Consider the following 26,209-nt stretch of genomic DNA (forward strand, 5'->3'; position numbering starts at 1 on the left):
CGAACCAATTCACTCAATTAAAATTACAATCCCCTTGCCATTGTTGTAATTGTTTTGTTATAAGTGTTTTATGTTGTTTTTTTTGTTTTCGGATGTCCGATTTCGAACAGTTTACGTCCAGAATCGAACATCCATCTCCTAAGCCCTTGGTTCATTGCCCACAACGCAACAGGAAAGGCAATTACCAAGGCAACAAACACCAAATTTTAAGATTTTCTGACTTTATTCATCCCTTAAACTTTCGACTGGATTGGCACGGACGACTTTCCAGGTTTGATAACTAATGGTTCCAAATGCAACCAGGATTGCACTAAGGCCCGCTAGAATAAAGTAGAACCAATTGATTTCTATTCGATAGTTGAAATCTCTCAACCATTGATTCATTGCCCACCACGCAACAGGTGTAGCAATGATCAAAGCTACAAACACCAATTTTATAAAATCTCCGGAGAGTAATTTGAGTAATCGGATGGAACTTGCGCCGAGAACCTTGCGGACACCGATTTCCTTGGTTCGTTGCTGGGTCACGTAGGTTGCCAGTCCGAAAAGTCCCAGAGCGGCAACAAAAATGGCTACAAAAGCAAAGCAACTGAAGATATTTTTTGTCCGTTGGACATCTTGATATAGATCTGCGAAGCCGGCATCGAGAAAATTGTAATCGATTTTTTGATTTGGTGAAAACTTGTTCCAAACGGTATTAATGTCGGCCAATGTTTTGGACATTTCTGTAGATTTAGTCTTGATGGAAAGCATGGAGGGGCTGTTGGCGAGAGTCATACAAACGGGATAGTAGCCCTCATCTTTCATCGATTCAAAGATAAAATCGTCGACGACGCCGATAATGGTCCAGGTCATGCCATTGGTAATTTGTACGCCAATTGGATTTCCTTTGATGCCTAGATCAGCAAGCATTCTTTTGTTAACAATAGCACCAGAACTATCCGATGCGATATGTGGATCAAAGTTTCGGCCGGCTATAAGTTTTAGTCCAAATGTAGTGAGGTAGCTTTCGTCGATATTCCAGAATTGCCCGCCTTCTCCCAATTCAAGATCTTCTTTTCCTTTGGCCCAAAAAAGATTCCCATTTCTTTTTGCACCATCCAATTGGACCGGTAAGTAGTCGCCGATGGAGACATCACTTACTGTTGGAATGGCTTTCAATTCATTTTTTAATTCTTTTGCCTGGGAGGCAATACCCGTTATACCGCGGAGTACGATTACCTGATCCTTATCGAAGCCAATGTCTTTATTGAGCATAAAACTGATTTGCTGATTCGCAATAAGTGCACTGATCATCAATATAATAGATGTTGCAAACTGGAAAATAACCAGTCCATTGCGTAACAACGAAGATTTAGGATTGGTGACCGATTTGCTTTTTAATGCGTTGATAGGTTGAAAACCTGATAAATAGAGCGCTGGGTATAAACCGGCCAGAATGCCGATGAACAACATGCTCAAGATCAGCGAAGGCACAAAGTACCACACTGTCCACGGTATAAACAGCGCTTTGTTGGCTAGATTGTTAAATACAGGTAATAACAGGAAGGCTAATAATAACCCTATAAGGAGTGAAATAAGACTGTAACATATCGCTTCGGTCATAAATTGGAAAATCAGTGTCCGTCGATTTGATCCAATGGTTTTTCGAATTCCGATTTCTTTGGCTCGCGTTGCTGCATTCGCCGTTGATAAGTTGATGAAGTTAATACAGGCAATCAATAATATAAAAAATGCAATTCCCGCAAATACCCAGACCATCTTAATGTCGCCTTGATATTGTGTTGCCATTCCATATTCCGAAATATTCTTCGAGTGCAGGTGCATATCAAGGGCGTTTTGAAGCAATACGGTTGATTGCATCATTTCGGGCGATATTTTCATTCCATTTTTTTTGTTGAGCAAAATATAATGGTCCTGAATATAGTTTTTTGAAATGCTGCGCTGTGCATTGGCAATATCTGCATTCTCCTTCAGTTTTACATAGGTAATGTAATTCGTCGCGCCCCAATTGTTTTGCTCACCCGGGTAAAAAGGTTCGCCTGCAAGGGAAATAAAATAATCATAGCCATAGAGACTGGAATTGCTCGGGACATCATCGATCACAGCCGTTATGTTGTATAAGACATTTTTATTATTGTTCAGATAGATCGTTTGTCCTACGGCATTTCCTTTGAAATATTTCTGAGCCCTACTTTTGGTAATGACTATCGCATTGGGTTTGTCCAGCGCATGTGATAACTGTCCTTGTACGACCGGAAGCGGAAATATTTCCAAAATGGACTGATCAACATATACAAAACCTTTATCAAGGTAGTTCTCCGCACGGCCATTTACAGTAAACAGATTGCTTCCGGCACCAAATAAGGTATTGGGTAAAACGCGACCGGCTAATTCAACACTTGGGATTTCCTCTTGCAAGGTTTTAGCTGCTGGGGCAGGAAAGGCAAAGGTTTGCCTCACTTTATCACCATCGGGTGCTGAAACGATAAGACGGAAAACACGGTTCATGTTGGGATACATTTTATCATAACTGGTTTCATGTCGAATGTACAGCATAATAAGAATGCAAATCGCAATGCTAAAAGCGAATCCGCCGATCTTGATGATCGAGTACAGTTTGTTGTTGACCATATTTCGCCAAGCGATCTTTAAATTATTTACTATCATAATAAAAGTCTTTTACGGTTTTGTATTTATTCATCGCGCAGGCTATCCACAGGATTGGCGCGAATGGCTTTCCAAGTCTGATAGCTGATTGTGCCTAAAGCAATTAAAATGGCACTCATTCCTGCAAGAATGAAGTAGAGCCAATTTATTTCGATCCGATAGTTAAAATCTGTAAGCCATTGGTTCATTGCCCACCACGCAACTGGTGTAGCAATGACCAAGGCTACAAACACCAATTTTATAAAATCTCCAGACAATAATCGGAGTAATCTAATCGCATTGGCTCCAAGGACCTTACGTACGCCAATTTCTTTGGTCCGTTGCTGTGTCACATAAGTTGCGAGACCGAAAAGCCCGAGTGCAGCAACAAAAATGGCAACAAGAGCGAAACAAGTGAATATATTCTTGGTCCGTTCCACGTCTTGATAAAGAGCCTCAAAACCTTCGTCCAAGAAGCTGTAGTTAATTTGTTGATTTGGGGCAAATTTGTCCCATACTCCTTTGATATCAGCGAGCGTCTCTTTGAGATGTTGCGGTTTTACCTTAATAGAGAGGAGGGAAGGATTGCCTTGTAATGTCATACAAAGTCCTGCATACCCCTTATCCTTTAGCGACTCAAAAATAAAATCATCTACTACGCCAATGACGGTCCATGTATTGCCATTGGTGATTTTTGCACCAATGGGATTCTTTAAGTGAAGTTCGTCGGCCAATTTCTGATTGATAATAGCCGAACTGCTATCGGTGGCTCTGGTGGGATCAAAATTTCGTCCTTTATTTAAATGAAGACCGAATGTGCTCAGGTAATCCTGATCGATTTCCCAAAATTGGCCCTGTGTAGCCATATCAAGATCTTTTCTGCCATCGACCCAGAACGGATTACCATTTCGTTTGGCTCCATCGATGGGGACTGGAAGAAAATCACCCATGGAAACTGAGGCAACATTGGGGAGGCTCTTTAGTTCATTTTTTAAACTTGGAAGCTGTTTCGATAATGTTCCAATACCGCGAAGCACAACGATTTGTTCCTTGTCAAATCCCAGATCTTTGTCCAATATGTAGTTTATCTGTTTATTGGTTACCAATGCTCCAACGATAAGGATAATTGAGGTCGCGAATTGAAAGACAACCAAACTATTCCTAAACAGCGAAGATTTAGCGCCAATGACATTGTTTTTCAGTGCGGTAATTGGTTTAAATTTGGATAGGTACAATGCTGGGTAGATTCCGGCAAGACCACCGATCACCAATATGGCCACCAAAAGAGAAGGAAAGAAGTACGCTGCTATCCAAGGAATGGTCAAGGATTTGTTGGCTAGATGGTTGAATACGGGTAGTAGTAGCCAGCTTAGAAAGAGCCCAATAATCAGTGACAATACACTATAACAAATTGCTTCAACAAGAAATTGTCCAACAAGCAGCTTCCTGGAGGAGCCAATAGTCTTACGGATACCAATTTCTTTTGCTCTCGTTGCTGCATTTGCTGTCGATAAGTTGATGAAGTTAATACAGGCAATGAACAAAATAAATAAAGCTATTGTTGCGAAGGTCCAAACCATGCGAATATCGCCTCTGTTCAATGTACTAACTTTATCGTCGCTTATATCCACAGATTTTAAATGCATGTCGAGTGCATTCTGTAAAGTTATTTTTGCCTGCTTGAAAAGCGGATTAAGTTTCCGTCCTGATTTTAGATATTCAGGGAGATAATGTATCTCTAAGTAATTCTTTGAAATTTCTTTTTCTGCCAGTGCAACATTTACGTTGGGTTTTAATTTGACATAAACAGTATAATTGTTATTGAGCCAAGCAGTCTGTTCGCCTTGATAAAAAGGTTCTCCAGCGAGCGACATAAAAAAACTATAACCGGCAAGGGTCGAATTGTTGGGCACATCTTCAATGACCCCAGTGATGGTATAGGCCTTCGATTTATTGTTGTTGAGATAAATCGTTTGTCCAATTGGATCATTTTTAAAGTATTTTTCGGCCTTGCTTCTGGTAATAACCAATGTGTTGGGCTTATCGAGTGCATGGGACAGCTGGCCCGAAACCATTGGCATAGGAAACATGTCGAGAATGGACTGGTCGACATAGACAAATCCGTCATCGTAATGGCTATCCGGGCTGTTATTTAATGACAATTGGTTGCTGCCCGCACCGAATAACGGATTAGGTAGGATGCGCCCCGTTTGCTCAATGGAGGGTATTTCTGCTTTTAGGGTTGGCGCTACCGGTGCAGAAAGTGAAACCCAGCGCTCGGTTTTATTCTCTATGGGTAACTGAACAACCAAGCGGTAAATTCTATCCATAGCCGGATAAAACTTATTATAGCTCGTCTCATGTTTTAGATATAAAACAATAAGAATACAGATCGCAATACTAAAGGCAAAGCCACCAATCTTGATGAATGAATATAGCTTGTTTTTCGCCATGTTCCGCCAAGCTATTTTGAGATTATTTCCTATCATAGCAGAAATTTTTAAGGTCTGAATGACTGGTAGTTATAATCAAAACAGACTTTTAAGCTGAAATCAATTGCATTGCCACTTTGTTAATGTGTTGATAACTAGTTTGTTGTTTTAAATTTGAAAAGCTCGTCTGTACGATATCGAACAGTTGGGCGTTCAGTATCGCACAGACGTTCTAGGCGCTGACGGTAAATAGAGAATTGCTTACTCTTCAATCTCTTTCAGCTGGAGATGATCACATAGTTCGAACATCATTTTAGCTGGATCTGTATCAATAGCCAATGCGATCAGGTACATTTCATCCAAACGCAATTTAGCCGTTTCGGTCATCGTTAACTCATTAATTCTTGCCTTACTTAAACCTGTTTTGCGCGCAATTCGCGATTTATTAACGGATTTCTTCTCTAAAAATTCACCTAGCTTTGTCATAGTTATGATTTAGTATGCTCTTGTTTTGTATAGATAAATATACAAAATGTTATTTTTATTTATACAAATGTTTTTATTTGTAGAATATTTTCTATTCTTTTGTATTGAAAATCTATATCATTTAAATATGTCAATGATGAAAACAGCGAAATTTCAAAAAACAAAAGTATATAGGAGGAGATGCGGAGAGTTAGACATGCAAATATATTATCGTATGCTGCTACAACGTATTTCGCGGCACCTGTCACCCGAAGAAGTTTCTTTTTTAATGGGAAAGTCATTCGATTTTATAAATAAAGTTGAGACATTCAAAAGGAAAAGAACTTTTGTTCATGATTTGGTTGTCATGCAGCTTGTACTAGAAATAAAGAGTATGAATGAATTGATGCCTTACGGAATTGATTTGTCGTCACAGAAGTATACATATGAATTGCATGTAACTAAATTGGGTGACCGCGTTATTTATGAACTGTATAAAGTTGATGTAGAGCAAGATCAAAAAGTAATCGAATTTAAGCTAATCGATATTCGACATGATCTCGACCCGTATGAAATTTCGACAATAGAAGAAGTAAAAAAGATAAGTACTCTCTTGGATGAGAATATTGATATCGGATATTTTAATGTGGAAAAGAGACCTGATGAAATACACAACTTATGCTGTGCTAAACTAGAAAGGTATATACATCCTAAAAACCTGATTAAGGTGCTAGATAATTTCCTTAATCGGTCTGATGAACGCAAAATTATTCGGAAAGTATCTAAATACGGATTCTGTTATATTTTAGCTGCTCCCACGGATTCGACAGAAAAGAAATAAGCAATTTTTAGCTGTCCAACACGAACAGCTAAAAATTGCTTCAAAGATCCTAAGCCGTAGGTACACCAATTATAAACTTCCATTCCCAATAGGTTAATAATAAATACACTTTTTAGCTTAGATAACCTACGGCTTATTTTTTCTTATTCATCCCGTAAACTATTGACAGGGTTAATACGGGCTGTCTGGAATATGCGGGTGGCGATAATCGCTAAAGTTGTCAAACCAATACACAACCCTGTGAAAATAAATAGAACGATCGGTACATCTATATGATAGAAGAAATTTTCTAGCCATTTATGCATAAACCACCATGCTATAGGGAAAGCTATTAGAATCGCTATTAGGAGGAGTAAGATAAAGGATTTGGAAATCATATATGTGATCGTATTTACGGAAGCCCCAAGTACTTTACGGATACCAATTTCTTTTACTCTTCGTTCTAGCGTATAAATAGCAATAGCTACGATCCCTAAGATGGCAATCAGCATACTGGAACCGGTAAAAAGTGCTAATTGCTGGTATTGTTTTTTTTCTTTGTTATATTGATTCTGTACTTGATCTTCCTGCCAGTTGATCTGCGCTATCCGGTTTGGAAAAAATTTGTTCCATGTCTTGTTTACCAGTGCTAAAGCTTCCTTTTTCTTGCCTTCCTCTACTCGAATGAGCATACAGCCACCTTCCCATTCAGTTTCTGCCTTAATTGCAAAGGGACCGATCGGAAACTTTAAACTTGCTCCGTTAAATTCTTTAAATATACCCACTGGTGTATTTTTTAGGAGCTCTAAACTTTTATTGAGTTTAAAAGGGAGCCGTTGGGCTGTTCCTTCGGAAACGAGCATGTTTGTAAATACTGGTTGCCCATTGTGTACCGAATCCGTAAATGATCTGTCCAGTGCATAGTCCGCACTCAAAGGACGTCCGTCAATGAGTTTTATACCCATTGTTTTGATGTAATCATAATCTGCATAAACAAATACAATAGGCAGTTCTTTGTTCGGGTCGTGAGGGTCTTTTACTATTTTAAAATCTGCACTCCCGCTAAAGGGAGTCCAGCTTGTGAGGCTAACCGATGCGATGTATGAATTTTTTAATAGCTCCTGTTTGAAAGCCTGATCCTTTCCTTCCCAAGAGGTATAGTTGATGGCTAAAAGATTTTTGGGTTCGTAGCCAAGATCTTTGCTATACAAATAATGCAGTTGTGCCCGCATTGACATCATGCAGATCGCTACGACGATGGAGATAGCAAATTGGAAGACAACCAGTATTTTGGTAAATGCCATATTTAAGGGAAGTCTGAAGAAAGAAAGTTGCTTCCGAAGTTCAAGCGTTGGCTGTGTTTTCGATAGAGACAACGCAGTCGGTAAACTGCACAGCCAGCCTAGAATTATCCAGGTGGTTAGTAGTCCAGCAAACATGAATAAAGAATGCTGGTAGCTCATTGTCAATGGATGCTCTAAATAGTTTTCAAATGCAGGACTGACAAGAATATAACCGAAAAATGCGATCAGAAAAGAGCTGGCAAAGAGTATTGTACTTTCTATGCTCATTTGTAAGATTAGATTTTTTCGGCTTGCTCCCAATACCTTACGGATACCTATCTGTTGTGTGCGTTTTAAGGCATGCGCAAAGCTTAGGTTAATGTAATTAATACTGACCAATATAAGAATAAGTGTCGCTATTCCCACCAGTAGGTAAATATCTTGCATGGGATTCTCCCATCCTGTAATACTTTGTAGGTGTATATCTTTGATGGGTTCAATAAAAAGATTAAAACTTTTCGCCCAGTCATTCAGTTTTTGTCCTTTGTACCATTTGTTTATTTTGGTAGAAAAGTGGTTAATATCAGTTGTGCTTTTGAGCAATAGAATTTGTGTTTGCAATGAGCCGGCCTCTGCCGGATTAAATTCAATTATCTTAGGCATCAGCACGAGCGCTTCTGCCTGAAAGGATGAATTGTGAGGAATATCCTCAATAATAGCATTGACATAATAAGCCTCTGGTTCCCCTTCTTGCGGTTTATTGTAGAATGTGCTGCCGAGTACATCTTTTCCGCTGAAGTATTTTTGTACAGCAGAGGCTGTCAATGTAATGTTTTTTGCACCTGCAATAATTTGTTTTGGATTGCCTGCAATTATTTTTGTATCAAAAAGATTGAAAAAACCACTGTCAATTTCTAAGGTACTGATTTCAGCTAGTTGTTTTGACAGCCCGTTGATTGTTAATTTCTGTGAACTACTGTTGATCGTGGTATAACCTAAAATTTCAGGAAAATTAGTTTTCAAGACCTTTGAGAGACCTTCAGGAGCTCCTGAAATATTGGTTTTGACACCTTCCTGTGTTTCTTTGGGTACCACCCTCATTCGGTAAAGCTCATTGGAGTTGCCCCATTGTCTGTCGTAGGAAAGCTCATCAATGACAAGTGAACTAATTAACATAAATACCAGTAACGCGATGGTTAAGCCGATGAGATTTGATAGCGAATAGATCCGATTGTGCATCAATGTTCGCCAAGCGGTTTTAAGGTGATTCTTTATCATACTGTTTATGTGGATTGGTTTCTTAGATTATTCATCTCTTAATTTTTCAACTGGATTAAACCGAGTTGATCGAAATACAATAATACCAACCAATAAACTCAGCAAACCAATCAACGTGCCCAATGGTAACAAGAAGGTAAATGCATTGATTTCTACTCGGATAATGTAATTTTGTAGCCAGTATTGCATCAATAGATAGCTCAGTGGAACTGTCGTAAATGCAGCAAATAGGAAGATTCCGTAGTACTCTTTTGAAAAGAGTAACATCAAATGTGCTAGTGAAGCCCCAAGTACTTTACGAATGCCAACTTCTTTATTGCGCAGATGGATGGAAAGCGATATTAATCCGGTAAGTCCCAATGCCACGATCAGTAGCGAAACAACCGTAGCAATCTGGGAAGCGCGATGCAGCTGCAACTCAGTTTCATATAAACTTTTGATACGTTCATCCATAAACTTATACTCGAACGGTGCATCAGGTAGCAACGTTTTCCACTTTTTTTCCAGTTGTTGTACTGCATTGGAAAGAGAGCCTTTTTGTAAGCGAATACTGAGGTATCGGTATTGAAGGCTCTCATGTACATCTATCCAGATAATAGGCGGGGATGCCTGATGAAGTGTGTTGGCTACAAAATTTTCAGCAACGCCCACAATAGTCATTTTGTAACTAGGATCATTGATTGCTATTTGCTGACCAATCGCCTGCTCGGCATTTTTAAAGCCAAAATCATCCATAGCCTTTCTGTTGATGACGACTGGTCTATTATCCGCATGAGTAGCATAGTTTTTAGGAAGAAAAGTTCCCGCAATTAGCGGTATCTCATAGGTTCCCAAAAAGTGACTATCACTTGTAATCCGTTGTACCTGGATTTCTTTGTTTTCAACCGTACCAAATGCAGATTGCATATTGAATCCCAGTAATCCAGGTGTTTCATAAGATAAGCTTACAGATTTTACTTCTGGTTGCTGGCTGAGTTCATGTTGTAAAGTCTCCATTTTGCGAACACCATTTTCGGACCAATCTCTAGGTACTTGAACGGTTAATAAGTAGTCCTTGTTGTAACCTAGATTGCTATGGAGAAATAGGTCCACCTGTTTGGAAATAATTAGTGTGCAGGCCAGCAGCAGCAAGGCTACCCCAAATTGAAAAAACAAAAGAATTTTTCGTACCAGCTGTTTGCCGCCCAAGGTCGAAAACTGATTTTTGACTGCCGGAAGTACCGCTATATTGGAAAGCTTGATTGCTGGATATAGACCCGCCAGTAAACCAATTAATAATGTCATTATACCCAGTAGACCAAAAAAATAAATCGGCAATTCCATTAACGTAGGGAGCTTGCGCATCAAGATATGTTCGAAGATTGGGCTTGTCACGATATAGATTGGCAGACTGATTAATGTTGCTATGGCCACGATCAGGATATATTCGGTCATCAGTTGTCTAATAAGCTGCACCCGAGACGATCCCATCATCTTGCGAACACCCATTTCCTTTAATCGCGTAATATGCTGAGCGATACTAAAATTAATAAAATTTATAATGGCCATGGTCAAGATAAAAATAGCCGTCAAGATCAATGTCTGTATCATTTTGCGAACAGCCCCCTGGTTGTCGTCCAAATAATAGGTTTTCAATGGTTTTAAACTAGGGCTATATTGGCTGGAAAATTCCTTATCTGTATTTTTGCCTACCAGCGTCTCTATGGCAGCATCTACTTGTTCCGAGCTGACACCTGGCTTCAATTCAATATAGCCGGCAATATATGGATTATTCCAATTGTCTATAGATCGGCCAAAGAATTGCTCGTTGATGATCGGTAAAAATATGTCTGCATGCATATTCTTTGTGAGATCCATAATGGCATTTTGGACATCGGATTTGATGATTGCTGTAATTTCAAAATCGTGTTTTTCACCCTTGAAATTTTTTATTTGTAGCGATTTTCCAAGTACATCCGCATGGCCGAAATATTTTATGGCTGCTTTGTCACTGATGACAACTGAGAAAGGATTATTCAGGGCAGTATTGGCGTTACCCGCTAGAATATGGAATCCGAACATCGTCAATAGACTAGGATCTCCGAGAGACATCCCTTCTTCATGGATTGTTGCTCCGTTTGCTACGATACCTGTCAATCCATCAATCCGATAATAATTAGAGACGAGATTAGGATACTCCTCATATAAGGCTTTGGGGAGCGCCCCTAACGTGGTTAAGTTAATACCAAATCCTTCTTTCTTATACTTGCTTTGCAACAAAAATTGCCGATCAATATTTTTGATATTGCTATTCACTTGGTGTACATCCCATACATAGGCGCCTACAAGTAGTAGAAAAGTAATACCGCAGGTCAATCCAATTAGATTGATCAGGTTCTGCACTTTTTTCTTTCGAATATTTCGCCAAGCAATCTTAAAGTTTGTAAAGTTCATTGTCTTTGTAATAAGAATTTATTCCGTTCATGAAGCTGTTTGTATAATGGGGCCTCGACATAGAAAACTAAAAATACAAATGTTTGGCCAAGTCTGTATGTTGTTGATAGTTAGTTTTTTTATTGCTGATGTGCTGCTGAATGCTGTTCGATATCGGACAGTTTGCCGTTCAATATTGTACAGCATTCAATCTCCAGCTCGGCGGATGCCTGTAGCTGGAGATCCTCTTCCATGCCGAAGCAGTCAATCATTCGTTCCGTAAACTATGGACCGGATTTGCTATTGCAGCCTTGATGGATTGCAGTGCAATGACCAATAACGTCAAGATTAATCCAGTACAGAAAGCAAGGAAAAAGATCCACCAGCTAATTTCTATTCGGAATGGGAAATTAGTTAACCAGTGCTCCATGAGATAATATGCTACAGGAGTGGCAATGGTGAAGGCAATAGCCATCCACTTGAAAAAGTCCTGAGATAGCAAAATGACAATACCTGAAACGGAAGCGCCAAGTACTTTTCGTATGCCAATTTCTTTTGTGCGTTTGAGGATATTGATGGACAGCAAACCTAAAAAACCAAGTGAGCTGATACATAGCGATACAATAGCCGCAATCCAGATAAGTTTTTCAACCAACGCTTCTTTTTTATAAAGGTTAGCAATTTGCTGATCGTAAAACTTATATTGGAAAACTTCATCAGGATACCAGTTTTTCCATTGTAGCGCTAGCGTTTTCAATAATATATCTTGCTTATGTCCCTTAAACTTAACGGCCAGGTTCTTTAATCGGCTTTCATTGTAGCCAATTACGGTAGGGGATATAGGCTCGTTGAGCGAATTGGTGCTAAAATCTGCAACCACACCTACAATTTTTCCGATGTGCTCTTCATTGAGCCCGCCAGCATTCAAATTTCGACCAAGGATATCATTGGGGTTTTTAAATCCCAATGTAGTAGCCATCTGCCGATTGACTAAAAACTCTGGATTTTGTGGATTGTCATCAAAATTCCGTCCGGCCAATAATTTGATATGAAAGGTCCTGATATAGGTTGAATCGCCGATTGCATACTTAGCAGGCCATTTTTCCCATTCTGATCTGTTATCAAATTGAAAAGTTCCACCCCATACTTTTTCGTGTGATGGCGGATTGTCGCAGAAAGTAAATGATTGCACTTCCGTTCGATCACGAAGGAAATGTACAATTTTCTCTTTTGATTTCAGCATGTTATTCGTCATGGGAAAGAGAACCACTTGTTCACGATTAAAGCCAATATCGGTCTGCTTGAGATGGTTTACCTGTAAGACAATAACGAACGTGGCAATCAGAAGAATCATGGCGATTACATTCTGTACGACAATAAAAGATTTTCTGGTTAAGCTCCATGGGCCTATGGTCAACTTTTTTAAGGCTTGCTGGATTTTCATTCTATTTACAAAGATCAGCGGGTAAACAGAGGTGACTAGTGCGGTAGCGGCCCAAAGTATTCCAATTGTACCCAAAAATGAATACAGGTTGATAATTTGCACGGGCTCATCTTCAAATAGGTATTGATTGGCCCAGGAGATGGAAAGACCCAATAGTACTAACGCAAATAAGACTGAGCACGCTGTCAACAGCAAGGTTTCGATCAGAAACTGGTAATACAGTTGCTGCTTGGAACTCCCTAGTATTTTTCTGACCCCCATTTCTACGCTCCGGTTCATTTGTTGGGCAAATACGATATTACTATAGTTGATAAATGCCATAACACCAATGCCCACGGCGATAACAACTAAGATGTTCAATAAGGTTCGTTGGGTCCCTTTGCCATAATCCGCGTCAAAATGAAAATGGGGTAGTGGCAGTAGCTTATAATGAAAGTATTGAAGTACATCCTTGTCCCAATATTTCGTGATTAGCTTTTGTATACTTTTCTCCACAGCAGCCTGATCGGATGTATGTTTTAGTCTTAGTATGATGTTGTTACTTGAATTAGTATAGCCCCAATTGAGAAAGAATCCATCATCTTTGGGAATCTGCCATAAATTTGTCAGTGAATTTAACGATATATAGATATCCGAACGAAAATCGGAATTTTTCTTGCTGTCATCGATGATACCGATGACTTTTATGGGGAATTTGCCATCTACTAAAATTATTTTTCCAATAGGGTTTTCATCTTTAAAATAAATTTTTGAAATACTTTTAGTCAAGGCTACCGTATTGGGTTGATCCAGTTCCTCCGGTTTGCCTTGTATCCAAGGGAAATTTAATATGTTGAAATAGCTGGAGGAAGTAAATGACGCTTTGCCTGCTGTCTGATATAATTGATCCTCTATACGTAGCGTAAGATTTTTATTATCGATATATAATGCTGTTTTTTCTACTTGAGGAATTTCACGAGATATGGCGTCATACATGGCATAAGCGCCCCCTTTGCTGTGTTCTATCTTGTCCAATTTTAAATCTTGTACGACTAAAAAGGTTCGATCTTTATCGACGTGAAACTGATCAAAGCTCAATTGGAAACTATTGTAGATGTAGATAAACAAACTACAGGCCATGGCTAACCCTAGCCCGCAAATCGTCAGCATCGTATAGTAGCCATGTTTAAATAATTGTCTTAAAGCTGATTTAAAATATAGCTGAATCATTGTTTGAGGTTATTGTATCGATAATTATAAACGTTTTTTATTCATCACGTAGACTGTCAACAGGCTTTGTTAGGGCCGCTCGTATCGCTTGTGAACTTACAGTAATTAAAGCAATAAAAACGGCTAGCGCTCCTGCTAGTACAAACATCCACCATTGCATCTCAATACGGTACGCAAAATTCTCTAACCATTTGTGCATCATCCACCAAGCTAGGGGAGAAGAAATGATAATGGCTATTAGCACGAGTTTGACGAACTCCGAGGAAAGCATACGCGTGATGTCGGGAACTGTAGCTCCAACAACTTTTCGGATCCCTATTTCTTTTCTGCGTTGATTGGCGGTGAAAATAGCCAAGCCGAATAAACCAAGGCAGGCCACAAAAATAGTCAGTCCCGCAAAGATGCTCAGTAATTTACCCGTTTTCACTTCTGCTTGGTAGGTCTGTGCGTATCGGTCATCCAGAAAGGAATAGCTGAATGGAATGTCTGTTGGAAAGGATCGATAGAGAGAGGCTAATTTTTGAATGAGCTTCTCCATATCGGCTGTTTGGGTTTTGAGAATCAAACTCCCGGCTTGATCGCTAAGAACCATCACAAGCGGGGAGATCTGCTCATGTAAAGAGCGAAAATGGAAATCCTTAACGACACCAATAACACGATAGCTTTTGTTGTCTTTATTGGTCAATATTTTACCAAGGCTATGATTGTTCCAACCTAGATCTTTTGCCGCGGTTTCATTGATGATGACAGTAAGGCTGTCATTACCAAATGTTTTTGCGAAATTTCGTCCTTCTTTAAGCTGCATACCCATAACCGGAATATATTCTTCATCTACATCGTAACGAATCGTTTTGACCCATTGATCAGTATTGCCATCTGGATAGATGAAAAAATTGTTGTTGTTACTTTCTCCGGCAGGGAGATAGGACGAATGAGAGACATGCTTGATTCTGCTATCTTGCATCAATAAATTATAATATGTCTTTTCGTTTTTCCCCAAAGGCCAGCTCTGTATAATAAGGACATTATCCTTGTTATATCCAAGTTTAATATGACGCATATAATCCAGCTGCTGAACAACAACCACGGTTCCAAAGATAAGTCCGACGGAAATGATGAATTGAAATACAACAAGCCCACTGCGTAAATTAAGGCCTTTAGCCGAACGATTTATTTTCCCTTTTAATACCCGGAGCGGATTAAATGAGGATAGGTATAACGCGGGATAGCTGCTGGAAAATAGACCGACGACTAAACCAAAAGTCAGCAGGAAGGGGATAATTTTAAAAGCGTCAAGTTTTTGAATTTCAATCTCTTTTCCTGAAATCTGATTAAATAGAGGAAGGGCAAGTAAAACAATTCCCAAAGCTATTCCCAAGGAAATATAAGTCAGGAGGACGCCCTCCAGCATAAATTGTCGCATCAGGTTTTGTTTGTCGGCACCCAGTACTTTTCTTACTCCTACTTCTTTACACCGCCTAAAACCACTGGCTGTAGATAGATTCATGAAATTAATTGTAGCAATCAATAGCATAAAGAGTGCAATAGCACTAAAAATATAAGCGTAACGTATATCCCCCGAAGCGCTGAGGTCGTAGTTGAAATTCGAATATAGATGGATATCTGTGAGCGGCTGTAGGTAAAGACCAATCTTATTTCCCGTTTTCTTGTATTCTTGGTAACTCATGCCAAAACCTGCCATAAATTGTGTGGCAACATGTTTGTCGAATAGCGTGGCTAAGTTTTTTTCGAGCTTTTCACGTGATGCATTTTTCGAAAGCAGCGCATAAGTATAATATTCGGAGGTCATCCACGAATCTGATCGTGAATCTTCCAGTGCATCCAAAGAGGTAAATACATCAAAATGAAAATGGGAGTTTTGAGGGACATCTTTGATTACGCCAGTGATTTTGAGGATATTTGGACTGTCTTTGATGATGAGGTCTCGACCGACAACATCGTTTGTGCCGAAGTATTTTAAGGCGGTGGATTCTGAAATCACTGCAGAATTTGGGGAAGAAATAGCTGTAGACAAATTCCCTTTAATAAAAGGGAGCGTGAAAATTTTGAAGAAAGAAGCATCCACGAAAGCCATTTTTTCTTCGTGAAATACTTTATTATTGACGACAAATAGAGGCGATCCACCTATTCTTAGTCGTGCAGTTTCTTCAACTTCGGGCAGCTCTGACTTCATAGTCGAAGCTACAGGTGGCATCACATGTGCCTCATTGATCGTTCCGCCCTTTACTGTTCCTCTGAAAACAACACGTACAATACGGTCTGCATGCTCGTTGTAACGATCAAAACTAAATTCATCGGTCACATATAAGCTGATCAGCAGGCAGGTTGCAATTCCCATGGCCAACCCAACGATGTTGATAAACGAAGTGGAGAAATTGCGGGTTAAATTTCTCCATGCTATTTTTAAATTATTCTTGATCATATTGAGGCCCCCTCTATTACTATAAATGAATATTTACTCGTTTCGTAAGCTATCTACTGGATTGTTTAGTGCGGCACGTATTGTTTGGAAATTGACAGTAATGATGCTGATTAAAAAGATGGCAAGCGCGGCAAGGATAAAGAACCACCATTGTACGCCCACATTGTACGCATAATCTTCGAGCCATTTTTTTGAAAAATACCCCGCTATTGGACTGGCAATAAAAATAGCCAATGTGGATAAGATGAGATAATCTTTTGAAAAGAGACGTGATATGTCGAGCACTGTTGCGCCTAGGACTTTGCGTATGCCAATTTCTTTGGTGCGCTGTTCGAGGTTTTGCATAATCAATCCTGTGATTCCTAAGGCAGAGATCAACAATGTCAATGCACTGAATAGGATAAACAATTGCACTTGCTTGCTCTCTTTTTCATATTGTTTTGCAATCAAATCATCTATCCAATGGAAGGAAACGTGTTTATCAGGATAGGTATTTTGTATAATTTGAGATACCGATCGAAAGATTTGTTGTTCTTGTCCTTTCCCTACTTTTATCAGCATATTGCCGCTTCCGTTAAAATCTTTTGCCAAAATTACTGTTGGTACTATTTTGCTACGAAAAGACTCACTATGGAAATCTTTAATGATTCCGACGGGGATAATTTGAAGGTCTTTATACAGGATACCGAGTTTGTCTATCCCAAGCTTTTTTGCCATACTTTCGGTCACAAGGGCATTATTGATACCTTCGTCTTCTCCCAGATCCATTTCAACATGCGTATAATCTTCAGGAGTCAATAATCGACCTTTAACCAACTGGATTCCCAAAGTCTTGGACAAATCGACATCGCCACCGATGAAACTGACTTGGATATTTTTCCCTGGATCGTCCTTGTCAACGATTGTCTTGGCAAGGTAGCCTGACCCGATTGTCGGCGTCCAGGCAGCGACGCTGACCGATTCAACCCCGGTAAGTTGACCAATGCGATCTTTTATATTTGTATTTTGTGTACCCTTGTTGAAATAATCAATGTTTAGCACATTTTTGACTTCCATTCCCAAGGGAGCTGCTTGCATATAGCTGAGTTGGGACTTGATTGTTATAAGGCCAATGATGACGATAATGGCAATGCTGAACTGTGTTGTGATAAGCATTTTTTTGATAAAGACTTCTGCATGGGGAATTTTTGATAGCTTATTTTTTAAGGCATCTGAACTCTTAATACCAGAGATCAGCCATGCTGGATAAAAACCAATTAGCAGGCCAAGGGCAATTGCAGTCATGATAAATGCCAATAGCAACGGGAGCTGTATGGATTTAATATAAGCGAGATCATAGCCTATAAAGTGTTCCAGTTGGGACAATCCAAGTCTAAAAAGTACCAAACTACATAATGCAGAAATAAAAAACAGTAGGATTGTTTCTATCAGCATTCGTCTGATCATCTGGGCTCGGCTGGCCCCCAATACTTTATGTATATGAAGTGCTCTTAATTTTTTAACTGTTCTTACAGCGTAAATGTTAATAAAATTGATACAGGAAATAATAAAGACCAAAACGGCAACACCCACAAATATGTTTGTTGTTTTTTGGTTGCCGCTGATATCTACACTGCCTAATGGCTCCATATATATATCCTGAATAGGCTGCAGGCGAAAGGAAGTCACCTGTTTTGTGTTAGGACTGAGGTATCCTTTATACCAACGATTTAGTTTCTGCTCGAGATCTATTCTTGGTGTCCCGGGTTTTAGCTGTACAAATTGTTCGGTATAGTAGCCTGAGCCATCTTTGCTTAATTCCATCGATATTTTGGGAACTAAAGCAATGGCGGAAGCTCTGAGCGTTGAATTATAGGGAAGATTATCCATAACACCCGTAATGATATAATCGGATGGCTTATCGGTATAGGGGTCGGCACTTTGGATGACTTTGCCGATGACATTTTCGTTCTTAAAGTACTTTTCTTTGAATTCTTTGCCGATGAGCAAGTTTGTTTTTCCTTGGACCAGCTGTTTGGGATTGCCTTCGAGAACCTTGATGCTCAACATATCCAAGATATTTATTTCCGACTCCAAAACTTGTATGCCTATGGACTGTGCTGAGCTTGCATGCGGTTTTAAATAATATTTTCTGGATTCTATCCGAGCCTCATTTTGAATCTCCGGAAATACTTGTTTGAGTTCCGTACTTAAATTAACGAATGTTCTGGACATTTGGCGTTCAAGGCCAGCCGTTGAATCTATGGTCACAATCCGAAAGAGATGATCCGCATTTCTCCAGCTTTTGTCATACGAATTTTCTTCAATGACAAGAGCAAATACGAGAAGGCACAAGGAAAAACCAATACTTAAGCCCAAGATATTGATCCAGGTATATTGTCGGTTGCTAATGAGGCTGCGAAAAGTAAGTTTGAATGAATTCATTCCTTTCTTTATGGTTTAAAACTATACGAAACAATGTTGTTAAACTTTGGGCTACTCATCGCGTAAACTGTTAACAGGATTACCTAATGCAGCCTTAATTGCTTGATAGCTTATCGTGGCCATACTGATCAGAATAGCCAATAGTCCAGCAATGACAAAATAATACCACTGTATCTCAATTCGATAGCTGTAATCTTGCAACCATTTATCCATGGCCCACCAAGCGATAGGTGTGGCGATAAAAATTGCGACCACAACAAGCTTAATAAAATCGATCGAAAGTAAAGAGGTTACTTGGGTGACACTTGCTCCAAGAACTTTGCGGACAGCAATTTCTTTCATGCGCGTTTCGGCCATATAGGCGATTAATGCCAATAAACCCAGACAGGAAATAAAGATCGTCAATCCTGCAAAGATCATGGCCAGTGTACCTATAGCTTTTGTCTCTTTAAATTTCTCTTCGTAGGTCTTGTCAATGAATTGATATTCAAAAGGGTAATCTGGGTTGAACTTTTTAAAGATTGACTCAATCGTTTTTAAGTTGTCTGCGATATTATTGTTTGGATTTAAACGATAATGGATCGTTGTAAACCAGGCTTGCGGTCCTAATATCACCATAGGTTTATTGTCTCCAAATGGCGATCCCATTATGAAATCTTTGACCACCCCAACTACGGTCCATTTTGTTCCATCGCCATCCACAATGCTATTGACCGGGTTTTTGAGGTGCAAACTTTTTACCGCGGATTCATTTAAAATCAAGGCAGTACTGTCTGTTGCAAATTTATAGATATCGATGTCGCGGCCTTGGATCAATGTCAAACCAAGGTTCTTTACAGCATCGGCATCGGTACTAAAACGGTTATAGGAAATGCGTTTGTCCTGTTCCGTTGGTGTGCCGGAGGTAAATCCCCAGCCATTGCTATAGAAATCGGTTACCGGCGACATGTTTTTCGATACAGAAACAACTGCGTTGCTGGCTAACAATTCATTTCTAAGAATTTTGTAATTCTTCTCAAGATCACCTTGGATACTGCTATAAAGTAGCCCATTTTCATTATAACCTCGGTCGCGCTGTTTGGTATATTGGATTTGTTTCGCGACAATGACTGTTGCGATAATCAATATAATAGCGAGGCTAAATTGAATGACGACTAAGAGCGAGCGAATACTAAGGCCTCTTGTTTTAGAAACAAATTTCCCTTTCAAGGTCTTGATAGGCTGAAATGAAGAAAGGAAAAAGGCCGGGTAGGTACCCGCTAACACACCCGTAAATAAGGCAAAACCAATTAAAAAAAGCCAGGTTGGTAAGTTTAATAACGATAAGCTAAGCTGTTTTCCCACCAGCTCGTTAAAAAATGGCAGGACCATAAAAACAAGTATAGTCGCGAGTACCATGCCGATCAGGCTAATCAATATGCTTTCAACCAGGAACTGCGCCATTAGGCTTGTCTTATTTGCCCCAATTACTTTGCGGACACCGACTTCTTTTGCGCGGCGTTCGGAACGTGCCGTACTCAAATTCATAAAATTGATGCTTGCCACCAATAAAATAAATACACCAATCCAAGCAAATAGCTTGACGATATCGATACGTCCGGAAGTATAATTTCCTCCTTTTCCGCTATTGTAAAGGAAAGAATCTGGATAGGGGAAGGCAAAAATCTCACCCGTATTTCTTGCAGAAGTATAACCGGCAGCTTTATTACTTGTATTGATATGATCTCTCAGATAGGTTCTGATTTTGTCGTTAAATGCGTTGACTGAAGTACCTTCTTTTAACAGGACATAAGTAGTTATTGAATTATTGCTCCAGTTATCGTCTACGTAACCGATTATTTTTGCATATTCAAATGGGAGGAGGATGTCAAATTTGAAACTTGAATTACTCGGAAGATCTTTAAGTATAGCTTGCACGGTGACTTGATTAACCGAGTCTATCCGAACTGATTTTCCAATGGGATCTTCATTTCCAAACAGCGCTTTTGCGTAACTTTCCGTGAGCACAAGACCTTTGGGATGATCAAATCTCACATTCTGTTCTCCTTTCACAAAAGGCAAAGAAAACATTTTGAAAAAACCAGGATCGATGAAAACAGTATTTGCGATCAGTTTCTTTTCATTGAAAGTTGTTAAAAATTGCGATCCCTCATTATATCTGGTAAAAGCTTCGATATCTGGAAAATCTGCAGCCAATGAGGGCGCTAGTATTTTAGGTGTATAGGCCCAGGCTGATTTTTCGCCTTGAAATTCGTCACGATTACTCAATACGTGCAGGCGATCACCCTTCTCATGAAAGCGGTCCATGGTTAACATGTTCTGCAACCAAAGTGCTATAAGTAATGCTCCGGCCATACCGATCGCCAATCCGATGATGTTAATCAGGGAGAAGGATTTGTTTTTCACCAGGTTGCGCCACGCGATTTTGATATAGTTCCTTATCATAATTATATTAGCTGTTATCTATGATCGTTATAAGATTCTTTATTCGTCCCGTAGACTTTTGACAGGATTGGCTCTTGCTGCTTTAACAGCCATTGTACTGACTGTAAGTAAAGCAATCATTATCGCTAATGAGCCCGCCAATGCAAATATCCACCACTGTATATCTACGCGATGTACGTAGTCTGCCAGCCATTGATTCATAATCCACCAAGCGATAGGAGAGGCGACGAGCAGTGCAATACCTATCAGTATAATAAAGCCTCGGGACAATAATGTAATAATTCCGAATACATAGGCGCCAAGTACTTTTCGGATACCGATTTCTTTTTGTTTCTGGATCGTTGCAAAAGAGACTAGTCCCAATAAACCCATAGATGCTATCAGGATTGCGAGTCCTGAAAATAAACCTGTCAGCGTCATTGTGCGTTTTTGACCGGCAAATTTTAAAGCATAATCGTCATCAATAAAACGAATATCTATGGGATAATCTGGATTATACTTTTTGATCAGGGATTGGATACCTTCTATATTCGCCAATAGGCCTTTAGCAGTATTTAACCGGATATGAAAATAATCGGCATAACCCATAGGGCCTTGGATCATCATAGGTTCGATATCTTGATAAGGAGATTGCAGCACAAAATCTTCGATAACCCCTACTACATGATAGGTACGTTGGTATGCCGTACCTTTGGATACCGTAACTGGTGTGCCGATGGGATTGGACAATCGCATCTTAGCAACAGCAGCCTGGTTCAGTAGCAACGCATTGGAATCAGAGGGGTGTGTATAAATATCGATATCCCGTCCTTGTACTAATTTGATCCCCATTGTCTTGATGAAATCACAGTCTGTCGCCATATTGTTGAATACGACGTCATAGTCTTCTGGCCGGTCATTGGGCCAGGAGTATCCCCAGCTATTACTTCCCGAACGACTGATGCGCCCCCACGATTTGGTCATACTACTGGCAATATTTTGTTGGAATACTTCATTCCTTAAAGCCTCATAGTTTTTATTTAAATTTCCCTGAAGTGGTACATATATCAAGTTATTACGGTCGTATCCGCTATCTCGATGCTCCCCAAAACGTATCTGTTGACCGATTATAAATGTACATATACCTAGACCTATCGATATAGTGAACTGCAAAGTAACGAGTATTTTTCTGGGTTGAAGGCCTGATTTAGATGGTAAGACATTTCCTTTTAAGGTTTTTACTGGATCAAAAGCCGATAATACAAAAGCAGGATATAATCCCGCGCAGAGCGAACAAAAGAAGATAATGGCGAGGAATAGGCAGGAGAAAAACAGCGGATGATCCATGATTGCAAGATGTCCGCTGATAAGCTTATTGAAAGACGGAAGCGCCAAGAGAATAAATAATAGCGCCAAGACTCCGGCCAGAAAGGTTAAAATAAACGATTCTAATAGAAATTGTTGAATGAGCGATTTTCTAGGCGCACCCACTACTTTACGTAAGCCTATTTCTTTGGCACGTCTTTCGGCTCCTGCGGTGCTTAGGTTGATAAAGTTGATACAAGCTATTAGGAGGATAAATATGCCGATCAGTCCAAATAACTGTAGCGTGGTAATATTACCTGCGACCATTTGTCCGTTGACCGATTTATTGTAAAGATGCCAACGGCTAGCTGGATAGAGATATATGGTCGCTTTTGTGGTCCTGTTGGTGTGTTTGGAAACCATGTTTTCGATGTTCCTGTTGACAGCGTCCACTGTTGCCCTTTCTTTTAGAAGAGCGTAAGTTTCATGGTTATAAGCTGTCCACGAATCACTAAAAGTCATGCCTGTTTTGGCCCGGTAATCCAATGAACAGAGGAAGTCGTTTCCGTAGAATTTGGAGTTGGAGGGAATATCTTCAATAATCGCTTCGACAGTTAAGGAAACAGTGGTATCCATTTCGACTCGGCGTCCAATGACATCAAGCTTACCGAATAATTTTTTTGCAGTAGATGCAGTTAGCACCAAAGCATCCGGACGGGACAAGGGAGAGTCTGAGTTTCCGGCTAGAATTTTGAAATCAAAAAGTTTTAAAAAAGCAGAATCTACAGCAACCCCTGAGGCACTGAGGCTTGGTTCGGCATCATGATGGATACGATGGTCAATCTTCCACGTGCGCACCACCTGTTCTATCTCAGGTTGTTCTTGCTTTAAAAACGGGCCTAGTACATGTGGTGTATTTCCCCAGGTATGGTGACTGCCATCAAATACATCGCTTGTATAGACTTGATATAGGCGATCTGTGTTGGTGTAAAAGCGGTCAAATCTTATTTCTGAGTTGATCCAAAGGGCGATTATCAACGAAATCCCCATACCTAAAGCTAAGCCCAGAATATTGATAAAGGAATATCCTTTGTTCTTCCATAAGTGACGCCATGCGATTTTGATATAGTTCCTTATCATGGTTTTAATTTTTCGTTTTGCCGTGTTTTGTTTAATTGAAGCGAACCAATTGTAGCTCTATTTTTTACTCTTGACTTTTTACGTACTTAATTTTTGCGCTTATTCGTCTCTTAATGTCTTTACGGGATTACTATTGGCAGCCTTTATGGCTTGTGTGCTTACCGTAAAGAAAGCTACGAATAAGGCAGAAAATCCTGCTAGTGCAAAAACCCACCATTGTATTTCAATTCGATAGGAAAAGTCCTGTAGCCATTTGTTCATTGCCCACCAGGCTATTGGCGAAGCAATTAGAATGGAAATAATGACAAGCTTAACAAAATCCTTGGATAACATAGCCGTAATTCCAGTTACCGAGGCGCCTAGTACCTTACGAATGCCAATTTCTTTGGTCTTTAGCTCAGCAATATAAGAAGCAAGCCCAAATAAGCCCAGACAAGAGATGAAAATAGCCAATCCCGAAAAAATGAATGCGAGTTGAGCAGTTTGTTGCTGATCTTTGAATTTAGCTGCAAATTTCTGATCCACAAACTGGTACTCGAAGGGGTAGGCCGGATTGAACTTTTTAATAATTTCCTCAATTTGCTTTAGGTTCATTTCCATCGCTCTGTTTGGACTGGTGCGTATAACCATATTCAACATCCAATTTTTTGAAGGATAAATCAGTAAGGGGGTTATTGGACTATAAGGTGACCCCGTAATATAATCATTGATTACACCAACGATAGTATAAGTTTTATCGCCCCATTTGAGATAGCTTCCTATTGGATTTTCCAGTTTCATTTCTTTGACAGCAGCTTCATTAACTAGTACAGAAGCACTATCTCCCGGTAGCCTGCCATAATCGATGTCTCGACCAGCAATGAGCTTTAATCCAAGAGTTTTAACAAGGTCACTTTCAGTGCGTCCAAGTTCAAAACCCATTTTCTTTGCTTGTTCTGGGTTAGCTCCAGGCCATAGGAAACTACCTCCGGAACTGGCTCCATTTTTAGTAATTGACCAGCCCGTACGAGTAACAGCTTCGGCAATGTTAGCAGTGATCAGCTCCGACTTAATAGCCTCATAATTCTTTTCCATACCGCCTTCAATGGGTACTTCGATAAGTTGTGAATTTTCATAGCCTATTTCACGCTGGCTGGCATATTCTATTTGCTTGCGTACGATAATGGTTGCTATAATCAGTATAATAGCAATACCAAATTGAAATACAACCAGTAATTCTCGAAAATTCAGGGAAAACTTGTTTGTCCGTCCAAATATTTTGAGCGATTTTATCGGTTTAAAAGAAGAGAGCACGAAAGCAGGGTATAGTCCTGCAAGTATCCCTGTAAGGAAAATAAAACCAATCAGGGAAAACCAGATCGATGAATCTGAAAATGAAAAGATTAATGCTTTATCTAAAACCTGGTTTAATAGTGGAAGAGTCAGTATTGTCAATACGATAGCACATGTACCTGAAATAAAGGTTAACAATAAAGATTCGGAAAGAAATTGTATGATTAAATGGAAGCGTTGGGCTCCTACAACTTTTCTTACTGCAACTTCTTTTGCTCTTTTTTGGCTGCGGGCTGTACTGAGGTTGATAAAATTGATACAGGCGATCAATAATATTAATAAACCTATTCCCGCCACCAATTTAACTTGATCTATTTTTCCGCCAACAGCAATACCCTGCTCAAATTTTGAATACAGATGCATTTTGGACATTGGATAGAGGAACATGGAGCCTTTTATTTCATGGTTTGTTTTTTTGTTGATTATATTATTTAGCTTTTTATTAAAAAGATCAACATCGGTTCCTTCTTTTAGCTTGATATAAGTATAGAAAGTGTTTGAACCCCAGCCAGATGAATAGGTTTCGGCTTTTTCTAAAGGTATCAGATAGGTAAAGTCGAAACTTGTGTTACTGGGGAGATCCTGCATAATTGCCGATACCCTATACAGTTCTTTATTGTCGAGAAGAATCGTTTTATCTATTGGATCAGTTTTGCCAAATATGTTGTTAGCAAGACTTTCCGTCAGGACGATATCTTTTGTATCTTTTAGAGCCTTCTTGCTATTCCCTTTAAGAAGTTTGAAATCAAATAATTCAATAAATGCTGGATCGACTTCATTTCCCTTGGATTTAATCTTCTTATCGCCAAAAGACATCAGGGCGGTACTGCTCCAATACATCCGCGCAGCGCGTTCAACCTCGGGGTAATCTGCTAGCAGAGCCTGACATGCCGGTGCCGAAGTGATATCGTTTACGTAGATTTTTTGCTGATCTTCATATTTGTTCCAAAGTTTATATATGCTTTCCTTATTGCTGTAAAAATTGTCGAATTGCAATTGATTTTTTATCCATATACCGATGATCAGTACTGCTGCCAATCCGATAGAGAGTCCAATAATATTAATCGCAGAGTACCCCTTGCTTTTCCATAGGTTCCGCCATGCTATTTTGATGTAATTTTTAAGCATATCTGTCGTATTAGGTATCGA

The 26,209-nt window shown here is 39.6% G+C and carries 12 protein-coding genes; 1 reads left to right on the forward strand and 11 read right to left on the reverse strand.

Annotated features, from left to right (window positions below; all coding sequences use genetic code 11):
- Positions 1–222: 222 nt before the first annotated feature.
- From B4N43_RS18210 to B4N43_RS18220, 3 genes are all read right to left on the reverse strand, one after another.
- Positions 223–2,670, reverse strand: a complete 2,448-nt coding sequence (locus B4N43_RS18210; protein ID WP_286735815.1) for an ABC transporter permease — start codon at positions 2,668–2,670, stop codon at positions 223–225.
- Between the two features lie 26 nt (positions 2,671–2,696).
- On the reverse strand, positions 2,697–5,138 hold the full coding sequence (locus B4N43_RS18215; RefSeq protein WP_286735816.1) for an ABC transporter permease: 2,442 nt from the start codon (positions 5,136–5,138) through the stop codon (positions 2,697–2,699).
- A 204-nt stretch (positions 5,139–5,342) separates the two neighbouring features.
- Complete coding sequence (locus B4N43_RS18220) at positions 5,343–5,567, reverse strand: helix-turn-helix domain-containing protein (RefSeq protein WP_070566237.1); 225 nt, start codon at positions 5,565–5,567, stop codon at positions 5,343–5,345.
- A gap of 196 nt (positions 5,568–5,763) precedes the next feature.
- On the opposite strand from B4N43_RS18220, the gene B4N43_RS18225 reads away from it, so the two are divergent.
- Complete coding sequence (locus B4N43_RS18225) at positions 5,764–6,387, forward strand: hypothetical protein (protein ID WP_157625898.1); 624 nt, start codon at positions 5,764–5,766, stop codon at positions 6,385–6,387.
- Between the two features lie 143 nt (positions 6,388–6,530).
- Here B4N43_RS18225 and B4N43_RS18230 read toward each other — a convergent pair whose 3' ends face one another.
- The 8 genes from B4N43_RS18230 to B4N43_RS18265 all read right to left on the reverse strand — a co-directional run bounded on the left by B4N43_RS18230 (position 6,531) and on the right by B4N43_RS18265 (position 26,188).
- Positions 6,531–8,927, reverse strand: coding sequence for an ABC transporter permease (locus tag B4N43_RS18230; protein ID WP_286735817.1), 2,397 nt, complete (start codon positions 8,925–8,927; stop codon positions 6,531–6,533).
- Positions 8,928–8,954: 27 nt separating this feature from the next.
- Positions 8,955–11,360 (reverse strand): ABC transporter permease, encoded by a 2,406-nt coding sequence (locus tag B4N43_RS18235; RefSeq protein WP_286735818.1) that lies wholly within the window; start codon positions 11,358–11,360, stop codon positions 8,955–8,957.
- Positions 11,361–11,607: 247 nt separating this feature from the next.
- Positions 11,608–13,992, reverse strand: a complete 2,385-nt coding sequence (locus B4N43_RS18240) for an ABC transporter permease (protein WP_286735819.1) — start codon at positions 13,990–13,992, stop codon at positions 11,608–11,610.
- Between the two features lie 37 nt (positions 13,993–14,029).
- Positions 14,030–16,435: an ABC transporter permease gene (locus B4N43_RS18245; RefSeq protein WP_286735820.1), complete on the reverse strand. Its 2,406-nt coding sequence runs from the start codon at positions 16,433–16,435 to the stop codon at positions 14,030–14,032.
- Positions 16,436–16,468: 33 nt separating this feature from the next.
- Positions 16,469–18,859, reverse strand: a complete 2,391-nt coding sequence (locus B4N43_RS18250) for an ABC transporter permease (RefSeq protein ID WP_286735821.1) — start codon at positions 18,857–18,859, stop codon at positions 16,469–16,471.
- Positions 18,860–18,910: 51 nt separating this feature from the next.
- A complete protein-coding gene (locus tag B4N43_RS18255) occupies positions 18,911–21,304 on the reverse strand; it encodes an ABC transporter permease (RefSeq protein WP_286735822.1) in 2,394 nt (797 codons plus the stop codon).
- Between the two features lie 39 nt (positions 21,305–21,343).
- Entirely contained in the window at positions 21,344–23,728 is a 2,385-nt protein-coding gene (locus B4N43_RS18260) for an ABC transporter permease (protein ID WP_286735823.1), read from the reverse strand.
- A gap of 99 nt (positions 23,729–23,827) precedes the next feature.
- Positions 23,828–26,188 carry an ABC transporter permease gene (locus B4N43_RS18265; RefSeq protein ID WP_286735824.1) on the reverse strand — a complete coding sequence of 787 codons (2,361 nt, stop codon included), beginning with the start codon at positions 26,186–26,188 and terminating at the stop codon, positions 23,828–23,830.
- Positions 26,189–26,209: the final 21 nt, after the last annotated feature.

It is taken from the genome of Sphingobacterium sp. UBA1897, assembly GCF_002337775.1.
Classification (GTDB): domain Bacteria; phylum Bacteroidota; class Bacteroidia; order Sphingobacteriales; family Sphingobacteriaceae; genus Sphingobacterium; species Sphingobacterium siyangense.